The 12,178-nt window shown below is 56.2% G+C and carries 16 protein-coding genes; 5 read left to right on the forward strand and 11 right to left on the reverse strand.

All coding sequences use genetic code 11. The annotated features are described in order from the left end of the window. Window positions 1–241: 241 nt before the first annotated feature. From DXY16_RS12205 to DXY16_RS12215, 3 genes are all read right to left on the reverse strand, one after another. Window positions 242–1,078 (reverse strand): peptidoglycan recognition family protein, encoded by an 837-nt coding sequence (locus DXY16_RS12205; protein ID WP_115121450.1) that lies wholly within the window; start codon window positions 1,076–1,078, stop codon window positions 242–244. Next, the gene (locus tag DXY16_RS12210; protein ID WP_115121451.1) at window positions 1,079–1,654 is read right to left on the reverse strand and encodes an ARC6/PARC6 family protein; all 576 of its coding nucleotides are present in this window, start codon (window positions 1,652–1,654) and stop codon (window positions 1,079–1,081) included. It abuts the gene before it with no gap. Window positions 1,655–1,924: 270 nt separating this feature from the next. After that, window positions 1,925–2,194: a hypothetical protein gene (locus DXY16_RS12215; protein WP_115121452.1), complete on the reverse strand. Its 270-nt coding sequence runs from the start codon at window positions 2,192–2,194 to the stop codon at window positions 1,925–1,927. Between DXY16_RS12215 and DXY16_RS12220 the strand changes: the two genes are divergently transcribed. After that, window positions 2,193–2,666, forward strand: coding sequence for a secondary thiamine-phosphate synthase enzyme YjbQ (locus tag DXY16_RS12220; RefSeq protein WP_371410913.1), 474 nt, complete (start codon window positions 2,193–2,195; stop codon window positions 2,664–2,666). The genes DXY16_RS12215 and DXY16_RS12220 overlap by 2 nt on opposite strands. A gap of 116 nt (window positions 2,667–2,782) precedes the next feature. Further along, window positions 2,783–2,971 carry a hypothetical protein gene (locus DXY16_RS12225; RefSeq protein ID WP_115121453.1) on the forward strand — a complete coding sequence of 63 codons (189 nt, stop codon included), beginning with the start codon at window positions 2,783–2,785 and terminating at the stop codon, window positions 2,969–2,971. Window positions 2,972–2,979: 8 nt separating this feature from the next. Here the strand turns inward: DXY16_RS12225 and DXY16_RS14465 are convergent, their stop codons facing one another. From DXY16_RS14465 to DXY16_RS12245, 3 genes are all read right to left on the reverse strand, one after another. Next, entirely contained in the window at window positions 2,980–3,156 is a 177-nt protein-coding gene (locus tag DXY16_RS14465) for a hypothetical protein (RefSeq protein ID WP_206749561.1), read from the reverse strand. Window positions 3,157–3,296: 140 nt separating this feature from the next. Next, window positions 3,297–3,461, reverse strand: coding sequence for a hypothetical protein (locus DXY16_RS14890; protein WP_170953955.1), 165 nt, complete (start codon window positions 3,459–3,461; stop codon window positions 3,297–3,299). A gap of 1,723 nt (window positions 3,462–5,184) precedes the next feature. Next, entirely contained in the window at window positions 5,185–5,688 is a 504-nt protein-coding gene (locus DXY16_RS12245) for a hypothetical protein (RefSeq protein WP_115121457.1), read from the reverse strand. A gap of 137 nt (window positions 5,689–5,825) precedes the next feature. On the opposite strand from DXY16_RS12245, the gene DXY16_RS14900 reads away from it, so the two are divergent. From DXY16_RS14900 to DXY16_RS12255, 3 genes are read left to right on the forward strand one after another with little or no spacing between them, the layout of a single operon-like run. Continuing rightward, window positions 5,826–6,002, forward strand: coding sequence for a hypothetical protein (locus DXY16_RS14900; protein ID WP_170953957.1), 177 nt, complete (start codon window positions 5,826–5,828; stop codon window positions 6,000–6,002). Then, on the forward strand, window positions 5,999–6,418 hold the full coding sequence (locus DXY16_RS12250; RefSeq protein WP_115121458.1) for a hypothetical protein: 420 nt from the start codon (window positions 5,999–6,001) through the stop codon (window positions 6,416–6,418). Before DXY16_RS14900 ends, DXY16_RS12250 begins: the two co-directional genes overlap by 4 nt. Before the next feature lie 4 nt (window positions 6,419–6,422). Continuing rightward, the gene (locus DXY16_RS12255; RefSeq protein ID WP_115121459.1) at window positions 6,423–7,862 is read left to right on the forward strand and encodes a glycosyl hydrolase family 57; all 1,440 of its coding nucleotides are present in this window, start codon (window positions 6,423–6,425) and stop codon (window positions 7,860–7,862) included. Between the two features lie 93 nt (window positions 7,863–7,955). Here the strand turns inward: DXY16_RS12255 and DXY16_RS12260 are convergent, their stop codons facing one another. From DXY16_RS12260 to DXY16_RS12285, 5 genes are all read right to left on the reverse strand, one after another. Beyond that, on the reverse strand, window positions 7,956–8,204 hold the full coding sequence (locus DXY16_RS12260) for a hypothetical protein (protein WP_137007099.1): 249 nt from the start codon (window positions 8,202–8,204) through the stop codon (window positions 7,956–7,958). 30 nt (window positions 8,205–8,234) lie between these two features. Further along, entirely contained in the window at window positions 8,235–8,534 is a 300-nt protein-coding gene (locus DXY16_RS12265) for a hypothetical protein (RefSeq protein WP_115121461.1), read from the reverse strand. A gap of 544 nt (window positions 8,535–9,078) precedes the next feature. Continuing rightward, the gene (locus DXY16_RS14905; RefSeq protein ID WP_170953958.1) at window positions 9,079–9,246 is read right to left on the reverse strand and encodes a hypothetical protein; all 168 of its coding nucleotides are present in this window, start codon (window positions 9,244–9,246) and stop codon (window positions 9,079–9,081) included. A 1,215-nt stretch (window positions 9,247–10,461) separates the two neighbouring features. Next, on the reverse strand, window positions 10,462–10,704 hold the full coding sequence (locus DXY16_RS12280; protein WP_115121464.1) for a hypothetical protein: 243 nt from the start codon (window positions 10,702–10,704) through the stop codon (window positions 10,462–10,464). Between the two features lie 155 nt (window positions 10,705–10,859). Next, window positions 10,860–11,996 (reverse strand): NAD(P)-binding protein, encoded by a 1,137-nt coding sequence (locus DXY16_RS12285; RefSeq protein ID WP_115121465.1) that lies wholly within the window; start codon window positions 11,994–11,996, stop codon window positions 10,860–10,862. Between the last annotated feature and the right edge of the window lie 182 nt (window positions 11,997–12,178).

The raw sequence follows: 12,178 nt of genomic DNA on the forward strand, positions 1-12,178 counted from the left end.
CGACCCCCACAACTACCCCCACAGAGCAGCGTCTAAGTCCAGTGTTGAAGCTATTGCTGAGGTTTTGGGCGGTTTTAGGCCTATCAAACTGATAGACCGGGCTCCAGCACGTCCCCTGCCGCAAGGTTGAGCCACACCATCGGAGCAACAGATGAGCGATAGTCATGCAGAGGAGAGACCAACCTGCAGCCAAGATTCAACCTTCCCAAGGGAATCGTTCACAGGCTCTCGTCATTCACAGTCAGAGTCCCGCCTGCCCATTGTCGAACCTCTCCAATCCGCACAGTCGTACTGCCTGCTGATAAAGCGGCATGAAGCGATCCCAGCGGAAGCTACGAGGGTCATAACGACTTCGGCTGCGATCCACGGCCTGATGTGTGGTGAGCCGGGTCAACGGAATGCCGTGACGGGCCTGCCACAGCAACACTTGACCAGCAAGATTGCGGTACTGAGCTGGGGTGTAACCGGAATGGCTACCTCGGTCATCACGTCCATCAACCGGTGACACAAGACTCACATGCAAGGCGATGTTGTTGATGGATCCCACCCGTCCAGGCTCACGACGCTGGGTCGCATCACCGAACGCCGACATACCTGAGCCATAGGCCCGGTTGTTATCAGGCACGATGCGCAAGCGGGATCCATCACGGGCAATCAGCATGTGATAACTCACCTGATCTGCATCCTCAGGATGCGATGTCTGAAATAGGTCAACAGTTGCCTGCTCTCCGATCACTGTTTCATGCAGAACAATCACCTGAGGGCTTCCATTCAGCGGTCGTCCCCAAACATCACGGCTCTCACGCTCACCAAAGTTTGTGGGATCAGCCGGCTTGTCGAGCTCCTCTGACAAATCGAGCAGCCTCGAACAGCGCGCAATCTGATCAGGAGCCACGGGTTGAAGATCAGACGGCACCAGCTCCAACAAGGGAGGTGCACTCTTCGGAGCAACAGGCAGCGCGGCCTTAGGCACGGAATCAGGATCAGCAGCCGTCCTAAAACCAGGGAGCTGAATCGCGCTACAGCCCCACAGCATTAGGAGCACACCAGCCGTTGGGGCAGAACGGATGACGTCCATCTACTGCTTGCGGTAATCCCAGATCTTCCAACGCCCAGTCTCTTCCTTCAGGGTATAGAGCCAATCGTTAGTACTAGAAGACTTTTCAGCCCCTTTTGGCGAATGCAAGGTGGAGTCTTCAGTCACCGAAACGACGATCGATGGCATCGCAATCGACGGAATGAAGCGAATGACACGATTGACGCGAATGATCGAATAGGAATAACGACTATTGTTATTTTTCAACCACTGAATCGATCCATCCGGCTTGGTGAGATCTGTCCAGAGCGGGCCGGCAGCCACCACCTGATCGGCAAGATCGGTGTTAAAGGGAGGAGCGAAGATCTGCGACTTCACAGTGAGCCATTCCTCAACAATCGCTCGGGCCTGCTGCTGGCTCAGCCCAGATTGCGAAGCCGCTGAAGGCTCTTGAGCCGGAAGAGGCTGGATCGTTGTACTGCGATCGGCATCAATCGGACGCTCCTGGGAAACAGGCGGAGCTGGTGTGGGCTTCACCGCAACCTGACGCTGGATCAGCAACACCACAAAGCCCAATCCCACCAAACCGAGTGGAAGGGCAAAAAGCAGAACAAGCATTGCCTGTTGATTGCTGAAGCCCCTAACGCAGGGAGCAAGCGAAGGTCTCTGCGATGTGAAATGCAACCGGCCCACAACATGACCACAACTTGTCCGTTCAAGTTAGTCGCCATCAAATCCCTTGCAGCGACAGCCTCACAGAAAATCATGGGGGTGGGCCACATGAACCACTTAGCCCTTGCTGTTCACCCAAGAGCACCAAAGGGCCGGAGCGGCAGCGACGTTCATGGGCACAACATCAACTTCCTGAGAAGACTCGACACCGCCCCATCACCGGCGCGCAAACAGCTGCCATGCCAACCAAACGATCAAGACCAACACCACCCAAGGGAAAAGGGAGCGCAGCAACAGGGCGGCCACCAGAACCACACCGAGGCCAATGGTGGTTTTGGTGACCAGAGCCTTGCTCTGGTCATTCATGTACTGCCAGCGGGGCAAAAGGGGCATGGAAGCTGTTGTATCGATCCGTGCAGCCAGCATGGCCACCCTCGCAACCTTGATCAAGCCGGGAAACACACCCTGATCAGCCAGAGGCGTCATGCACAGTGGGAACGAACGCCCGTTGCAGCCCGCTCCGATGTCTTCGCAGCTGCTCTCCCTCTCCACCTCCCAGCCATTCCAGTGCCTGCCCCTCACAGACGCGGTGCGTGACTTCATCCGCCTGCATGGCGAACGAGAAGGTGCCGTATCGATCTCCGGCCTGCACACCACCACGGCTCTGATTGTCAACGAGATGGAAGAGCGACTGCTCATGGACCTCGAGCACTGGCTGGATCAACTCGCCTCCGCCTCCGCCTCCTGGAAACACAACGATCTGGACCTTCGCCCAGACATCCCCGCCGATGAACCGCGCAATGCCCATGCCCATCTTCAGGCTCTTGTGCTCGGCAACCAGGTCATGGTGCATGTCACCAATGGTGAGCCCGTGCTCGGGACATATCAAGACGTGATCCTGGTGGAGCTGGATGGCCCGCGCCAGCGACGAGTTTCACTGCAATGGCTCTCCGCCTGAGCCGCCCTGCGCCTGGCGCCGATCCGGGAATGCTGAAAAAGCCACCGACCTGTCGCCATTGCCACGGCGCGAGCTGACGACTACATCAAGCATGCAGATCAATCTGCCCACGGCTGATGACCAGCGAGGAAGCGATGGCCCTGATCGAAGCAGCCATTGATTACTGCAAACAGCGTCGAAAGCTGCTGACCAATGCGGACCGAGACGCCGACGCGTTGGCAATCGATCACGAATTCGAGGAATGGCTTCACCCCCAAGGAGGAGTGCTTCCACTGATGCCTTGCCCCAGGCCAGAGGAAGCCTGAGCCAGCGGTCAAGCCGCCACTTCACCCGCCACTCCAGCCGACACTGAACGGATCAGCACCGCACCATCGGCGATCAGATCCAGACGCCATTGCCGTAGACGCGAGCGAGGCACACAGATCGAATGGGCCGCACCACCTTTCCAGAACTCAAGCCAAACCTGCTCGTCTGTAAGGGTGTGCTGCACGGACATCCCCATCAATGGCCGGGAGCATGGTGACTTCATCGCATCGCTGCAGCTAGCGCCATTGAGCCGCATCCATCTCCAGACTGTTGTGGCGAAAGCAACCTTCCGCAAGCAACGTTTGCGGATGCCAGAAGCATCGATCAAAGGGGTGGCTTTCCCAGGTCTCGCCGCGCTGATCGCCTCAAGACCGCTGCGCTATCAAGAGCAGAAGCACGGGGAAGCTGCACCTGCTCATGGGCCCACTGCTGAACCAACGTGGCCAGCAGCGCACGATCGCCAAACACACGGACCACAAGCTCCACCATTGAGAACAGATCTCAATAGAACACAAAACTTGCTTTTCTGCAAGTGATTCTCAATTGCCTTAGTAGGCGAGTCGCTGAACGCATGCATGCGATGCAATCGCCATGGCAGAGCAAGGCGTATCCCAAGCGAGATCGACGAGCGCATTGGCCTGACGCCTCGCCGAGCACCCTTCAAGCAGGCGTCCTTTTTTGGGCTTTCAACGCCTTCTCGCCGCCAGGCAGAGCCCGCGGACTCGATCCAGCCTTCCCAGGGGCGAGGTGTCGGTGGGTCCGTCCCCTTGGAGATGATCGAATGCAACGTTGGGGGTTTCAGGGCGAGGTGTCGGTGGGTCCGTCCCTTCAACACCCTCACAATGAGCACTCATCCGGTGGACCAGCTGAGCTGTAGAGGTGAAGAGCACAAGCAGTGCTGGTGAAGCCTCGGTGAACCAATCCAGCGCAGACGCCACCTGACGGATCCTGCCCACAGCTGAGCAACAGGTCCTCCAAGAGACCCTCAAACAGAGATCGCCCAGACCATGCCCTGATCAACTCATCAAAACGCCATCGCACAGACAGCGTAAAGAATCAGAACACTGCCAAATGTTGTCATCCCTATCAGACTTTTAATACGCATCCATTTCCTGTCCCACTTATACGGGGTCATCAGAACGATCGAGGTCAGCGTAAACAGTGCAAAGCCAGTTGTAGACCAATGCGGCCGCGTGCGCGTCGCCAACATGTGAATGCCGTGAGACAGGAAACAAGCCTGTGAGATATAGGAACTTAATGCTCCAAGATTGTAAATCAGCGCTTTATGCTCAAAAACAAAGCGAAGATTCGGCCTCCAGCTCATCCCCCATCAGCAAGTGAATCTTTAACGTAGCCACTCACCAGACAAAGCCGCAAGGACACTTCGCCACTTGTGTATCATTTCGAACATGGAGCAAAGCATTGTCAGCAACAGGCCATTTCGGCCATGGCGTGCCATCAACGACCCACCAGAGACGAAAGCCACAGCATGATTTCATGTGCCTAGATCTTCGGGCAACCTGACTGAGAAAATCGAAATCCTAATCCTCATACAATCGTTCTGATCTCACCGACTGATCGACTGGATTGATCGATGGAGGCAAGATCCATGCCCATGAGAAGGCTTGTGCTTCACTGAACAGTCTTGGCGGAGACGAAGGCACATCTTCCAAACAGTCCTTTTGGATAACCAGGAAGACTGAAGACTGAAGACTGCAGGCAGGGATGTTAATGGCCAGTGATAACGACCTCAAAACATGCTTAAGCCTCTACAGACTCCACCACCAGCATCACGATCGCAATGACAGCCGGAAGAGAAGTTCAGGTGAGATCTGGCCTGCAGAACAGGACTCACTAAGGGCAATCAATCCCGTCGCCAATTCTGCCAACCACCACAAAAGCACAACCGGGATGGGCTTCGGCCGCCATACGGCAGGCATCACTTCGGCTGGAGGCCCTCACCACAAACCGCTGTGCCCCACCTGGAGACTCCAACCTCACCTCATAAGACGAACGCATCAGAAGCAACGCAGCCCTTTTGTTCTGGCTCAGGTGGGGGGCTAAGCGCCAGTGCTGAAACACTCATCAAGGCGACGATCCGTAGCAATCCCAACGACAGAGCCCTTCTCCCTAGGCGATAACAGATCCACAGAAGCGTCGAGCATCGGTACTTCTGTTGGGGGATTAGGGCGGGCCTGGACAGCCCGCCTTTTTACGGCCGCGAATGAATCGTGCGCAGACCACGCGCCGCCGTCTCGTCGAAGTCGTCGGGATTGATCGGTGTGATCAAGGCAGCGTTAGCCCTCACCCTGCAACGCAGCAGCTTTCCACGCCCCTTGAGGGGCCTGTGATCAAACACAAAGTTCCCTCTAGGCCCCACATCCACCGGCAACCAAGCTTGATCGTCCTCAAAATCGATTCCATTCAGCTGGGGCTGCGTGATTGCAGTGCGAAGAATGCTTCCGTAGTCGAGGGAAACCAGAGGAACGGCATCGCCACCGAGCGACCTGCAGTTCAGCCCCTTGGGGTCCTGATCAATCACCAACCAGAGCATCTGGTGATATTCACCCCTGTTCCCCTGCACCTTGGTCGTCAGGAAATTCCCATTGGCGTCAGGTCGAACCACATCAGCCCGCTGGGCCATCACCGGCAATACCGTCCAAGAAACGGCGGTCACAACCCAGAACAGCAGCCGAGCATGCAGGATCATCGCCATCGCAACGCACAGAGAAACGACCCCATGCTTGTTCGAAACGCCTGGCGCTGGATGAGCGAAAACACCGAGGCCTCGATGCGCGTTCGCAGACATCAGTTGAACCAAGTGGTCGGGACAGCCATGACCACCGAGACTCCATGCAAAGCAGCACAGGACTGACGCTGACCTCATTCCCCTGGCCCACCGGTCCGACAGCAAAAGCCATGGCGCCAGACGAGCACCTCCAAATGGTTGGTCGCGAGACGCGCATTGCTGGCGCAGATCAACGCTCGTTCTTGAGAACACCCACCCAGGCCATGGAGCTCAGAGCATGACCCCGGTGATCGCGACGATTCAGAGGATGGCAACCGTTGTTGCCTGCTTCGGCCTGCTCACCTCTCTCGGGCCAAGCCGACCACTCCAAGCCCAAACCTTTGGGAATGAAGCTTGGGTGAACTGCAGCTACAACGGTCGCAATCTTCGATGTAGACGCAGCTTTCTCTGCAACAGCGCTCCTTGCGGTCGGTTCCAACTGACCTGGTCAGATGGCATCAGCGACACCTACACCCTGATCAGCAAGACAACCCGCACATCGTCGATCTATCGCGATCCACGCGGCGGTGAGTGGAATCTGCTCTCGTATGCCGGTTCATTTGTGCTGCGCAACCCCGCCAACGGCAACACGATCATCTTCGATGGCAGCCAACACGACTGCAGCAAGGTCTGGAAGCTGGGCAGTATCTGTGGCTGATCCGATGCAAACCCTTCCCGCGATCAGCGGCCGAGAACGTGAGCTGCAAAAGCTGATGCAGGCAGCACAACCTGTCTGGCTCGCCCAGTCAGATCGGAGCCTTGAGACGTTCAGCTCTGGCTTTGCCTGTGCACTGCATATGCATCAGCCCACCATCCCCGCCGGGCCTGGTGGAGAGCTGGTCTCCCATCTGCAATTCATGCTGGACCACCCTGACCAGGGAGACAATCACAACGCCGAACCGTTCGCCCAGTGCTACCGGCGCATGGCAGAGCTGATCCCCCGCCTCATTGATGACGGCTGCAGCCCTCGCATCATGCTCGATTACTCGGGGAACCTGCTCTGGGGCGTTGAGCAGATGGGCCGAACCGACATCACGGACGACCTGCGTTACTTGGCCTGCGATCCCACCATGCAGCGGCATGTGGAGTGGCTCGGGACCTTTTGGGGCCATGCCGTGGCCCCATCAACTCCGATTCCTGACTTGAAGCTGCAGATCCAAGCCTGGCAGCATCAGTTCGCAGCAATCGCCGGTGATGCAGCGTTGCAACGCGTGCGCGGCTTCTCGCTGCCGGAGATGCACTTGCCCAATCACCCCGAGACGCTATTTGCTCTGATCCAAGCCCTAAAAGAGTGCGGTTATCGCTGGCTTCTCGTGCAAGAGCACAGCGTAGAAACCCTGAATGGAGCAGCATTGCCCCGCGAGCAAACCTTGGTGCCGAACCGTTTGATCGCCCGCAACTCCAACGGGGAGGAGATCAGCATCACTGCGCTGATCAAAACCCAGGGATCCGACACCAAGCTGGTGGGTCAGATGCAACCCTGCTACGAGGCCCTTGGCCTGGAGCGACAGCCGCTGGACACGTGCATGGTTCCGGCCCTGGTCAGCCAAATCGCCGATGGTGAAAATGGCGGCGTGATGATGAACGAATTCCCTGCTGCCTTCATTCAGGCCCACGAGCGAGTGCGCAACGAAGCAACGCAGGCGATCAATGGCACGGAATACCTTGAGCTACTGCAAGCGGAAGGGATTGGGCCAGAGCAATTCCCGCCGATACAGGCGGTGCAGCAGAAGCGCCTCTGGGATGCCGTGGAAAGTGAGCTAAGCGCAACCGCCGTTGACGCTGCGATCAACCGCTTGCGACAAGACGATGGCGGCTTCTCCATGGATGGAGCCTCCTGGACCAACAACCTCAGCTGGGTGGAGGGCTACACGAACGTGCTCACACCGATGCACCAACTCAGCGCTGACTTTCACGCCCGCTTTGACGATGCTGTCGCTGCTGATCCAGCCATGAGCGCGACACCCCACTACCGCAACTGCCTCCTGCATCTCCTGCTGCTGGAGACCAGCTGCTTCCGTTATTGGGGGCAGGGCACTTGGACCGACTATGCCCGCGAGATTCACAGCCGCGGCGAAGCCCTACTAAGCAAGCCGCAATGATCAAAGACAGGAGCTGGCCATCGTGCCGGCCTTGCCGATCTGGCATCACCAGCCGCTCGACTGGTCTCAGCAGAGAACAAAACTGAGCGGTGACTAAAGCCTCAGCAAGGTGCGTAGCCAACGCACAACTCGTGTGATCACAGCCCACAACCCTTGGCTGGAGGCAGGGCTTTCCGGTCGGGCCAAGGCTGCAGGTGCAGCGGCTGGCCTTTGAGGTGCATAGCCCTCGAAAGCGTGCTGCACTGCTTCGTCTCCTTGCAGATCAGCCACAAGCGTGCGCTCACGAACACGGGCGCCGCAGCCTGGTGAGTAACGACCCTGGTATTGACGCATTCCAGTCATCAGAACAAGCCTCCAATTACGAACAAACCATCAGACCGGATCCACCTCCTGAGCGGATCTCTCACGGCAAACCTTTTCCCGAAATGCGGATGTCGCCAACATGAGCACCAACACCGTTGGCTCCGCAGCACGGGCAGGATCAGACCAAACAGCGTCAAGCATCACAAAGGAGCCGACGGCGGTGCCACAGCCCAAGGCTGTGGCCGCCATCACCGACACCACACCACACAGCAAAGGGGTACGACTCAGTTGTTGGTGATTCAGCACGGTGTTCATCACAGCCACGCCGCTGCTTTCACCATGACCACAGCTGTCGAAGCAGGCAGCCAAGGAGAGAAAAAGGATCGAATCATTTCCGGATTCACCGGAATAGAAGCGAGCTGGGCAGCCATGGCCTCTGGAGCAGGGTCCAATTGTGCAGATGCTCACGCCCCAAGCTGGGCCAAAGGCGAAGCGATCCCAAGCAGAAGCAGTGCTTTCCGCATCAATGGCACCAACACCTTTAGAACGGTGATGCTGCAGTCACATCAATGAAATTCGACAGCTCAAATGCTCAACCAATGGGGAGCGTGATCTGTGATGGAACCCACGCCCCATTCCACGCTTTGGCCTGCCCGCTGCATCCAAGTGCCACGCGCATTGGCAAACGCAAGTAAGCGCAAGACGCCAATGCAGCGACTTTGGTCTCGGTCACGAGAGCTTTGACGTGCAGAAAACCGAGGACCATTGCTTCATGGAAGGCTCTGGTGGGTTCTGCCATGAAGCCCAGGCCTAGCTGCGCGGGTTCAGTGGCTCTGCCAAGTTCAGGGCCTCTGCCAAGTTCAGTAGCTCTGCCCACAAGTGTTGCTATCAAGCTGTTGCCGCTGGGGCGACGTCAACGATCCAGATTGGCGTGTCTGTGCTTCGACGAGAGTTGAAGCAGGTTCGAGGCCCTGTCGTGGTCTTCGGTTTTGGTGAGCTGGCGAACGAGATTCCAGGTGTCTTGCGCAGACATCTCGCCGTTCTCTTCCCATTTGAGGCTTGAGAGCTGAGAAGAGTTCATCGTGGGACCGCCTGGTCATTTAAACCTAGGTATAAGTGCCGGAATGGCGTGACCCTAGCTTCACACTTGTTTCCTGTAGAAATCCTGAAACTGCTCAGACGACAACAGAGGCCAGACAACGTTCCAGCCAGGGATCATGCCCTGCAGCAACACTTTCTCTACCTGCTTGGCAGCCAAGTGAGCCCGCGCCAACCAACCGGAATGGAGGGGCGAAGCCAGCCAAGCCTCGATCAGAGCCCTGCCAACCAGGATTGCCGAGCAATCTTCCCTACAGCCAGGCAACTCTGATCGTTGACCAAGACGTTGCAAGCATGAAACCTGCTGCTTGAGTATTCCTACCCCATCACAGTTTTTGGTATCACAAGCAACGACGATGAAAATTTGCCATCAATACGTTATCAATAGCCGCAATCATCCAATGAGCTTCTCAATCACTACGATTGCTGCAGGCACGGCAATCTACATCTACTTTCTGGCCATACTCGGTCCGGCACTGCGCTGACCACCACCATCAAGACAAGGGGCAGAGACCCGACCCACATGGGACCCAAGCCTACAAGCCAGCGCGAACTGAACTGAATCCAGAACGCATTTTCTGGCTTTCATTCAAGCAAAGTGGAGACCCTTGACACATCAAGGCGCTGAACGACATTGCAGCAAAGAGAAACTGGCGCGACTCAAGAAAGCAAGGGAGACAGAATGATGTGCATAAAAAGATATACTGCAGCACCAATCAGGATGGTCGTAAGCGAAAAGCTCATCAAAACTCCCTTGCTTGAGCACCTTTTTAGGCGAGATTCAGCAACCAATAACCAAAAGCACATAAAACTTTGACAGAGCAATAATACTTAGACCCTGCACTCATGAGAGTGGCTACTGCAAGGCCATGTAATTGGCGGCAATTCGATCACACAAACACCAGCAAAACAACAGTAAAATTACCGGCAAGACGCTTTTAGCAGCGGTCTGCACAAATATCGGCGAGCAAACAGATGACTCGTCACCATTAATACGCCAAGGGAGAAGACAGCCGTTGATCCAAACTAAACGGGCAGGAAAGCACCAGGGAGCTATTGCTATTATCATCGCCAAGACAGACTCGTGATGCCGCCCGGACATCACACTCCTGCAGCGCACTCCGTTTCAGGCCCCCTGAGCCTGTGAACAACTAGGGCGCCAACAAAAAGGTGGAACGAAATGAACGTCTAGGCTGAACTACTGACTTGGAAGGCTGACTCGATACAGCGTATCGGCGGCTGGCTTCCATTGCACAAGATGACGGGAGTCGATCTTATAACTATTGAGGCAGTCCCAAATATCATTACCCGGCAAAGTCGTCTTCGACCAATTGTCTCCTTGGCTTTTCATTTTCTTCCTATTACTGTCTTTCCATTCAGTCCACTCCATCTGTGGATAAGCAGAAACATATTGATTGAGGATAACAAGCGTGAAATCCATTGCTCACCTGGGCCAGGAATCAATCAAATCATAACATTACGATGGGCGCATACATCAGGTGATCTGCACATTTTGATGCATCGATGGAGCATTCGCCAATGCTGGCAATCCACTCTGAGATTGTTGTGATCAATCCTTCAGCGATACTGCCTCATTTAGATCAGTTGGGTGGCAAGATCAACCGCACTTTGAAGAGCCCCTTCAGCCATGCCAAAGCCTGGCCCGGCAATCCAATCTCCACAAAAACCAACTGCGCTGGGCTCGCACCATTGAAGGGAGTTGGGTAGGGGGGCATCCAGGGGCTGAGACGCTCCCCAACGCATCACGCCTAAGGATCGGGCCAGGGCAAGTGCCTGAGCCAACTCGGGCCAAGGCAGCAACAGCTCAGTCAAAGCTTTCCGTTGGCGTGCTTCTTGCTCCACCAACAAACCAGGCTGGCTAGCTGGCGTAATTGGGGATCCGTCGTCCAAGCCGTGGACGACTAAGCCCAGCCTGTGATCTTGCTGACGATGCAGAACAATCCGTTCGATACCAAATTTTGCTTGAGCTTCTGTTGTCAACCAAATTTGCCGAGGCAGATGATCGGAACAGCGAGGGAATTCGAGCATCAAATTCCAACGTACCGATGCACGCATCTCACTAATTTGCTCGAGTGCAGCATCGAAGCAGGGATCCACATGCAACGGAACTGCCGAACGTAAAGGAACATCGCGCCAACCCAACATCGCCAGGGAACGGGGATGGGCCAAAAGATTTCCAGTGACCACGAGAGAACGTGCCCGACGCTGACCTGAGAGACACCACCATCCGTCTTCCCTGCGCAGGCTGCTGATTCGTTCTCCAAACGCCCCTTGCGTTTTTGAGCCTGCAGCCTTCAGCAAAGCTTCCGGTACAGATGCCATGGTTGGCACACCACGAAAACGTGGGCCCTGAAGCAGTGGATGATCGGGTGGATCGACAATCGAACCCGCCGCACTCAAGCCAACAACAAGACCTCGATCGGGCTGAACAATTCCCTTCTCAATCAGCGGATTCCAGAGTTCAGCAAGAAGACCCTGCGGTGGTTGGCTGAAGCTGAAACAAGGTGCTCCATGATCAAGCCGCCAAAGCGAATCATCACGTCGGCGCCGCGACGCCGCTCGGCCACCCGGACCACGACCAGCCTCTAACAGCAAAATTGTGCCGTCAAAACCGCGTTGTGGAAGCGAAGCAGCAAGACCAGTGCCGGCAAGACCAGCTCCGATCACAGCAAGATCAACGTCTAAGTGCGGTGAATCACGAACAACGGTCATGAAGCGCCAAGGGCCAAGGGGTTCTGTCCAAGCGAATCGTGGGGAACTCCATGCCGGTCTGAGACCTTCGGCGATCCACCGCGTGCAGCTCTTCTGAAAATCTAGGACGCCTGAGCTGGGTCAATCGACCGCAAGCCGAGCGTCCGTCGGGCCTGGTTCACCAGGTCTTCACCAGAAATCGT

This window comes from Synechococcus sp. UW105, assembly GCF_900473935.1.
Classification (GTDB): domain Bacteria; phylum Cyanobacteriota; class Cyanobacteriia; order PCC-6307; family Cyanobiaceae; genus Synechococcus_C.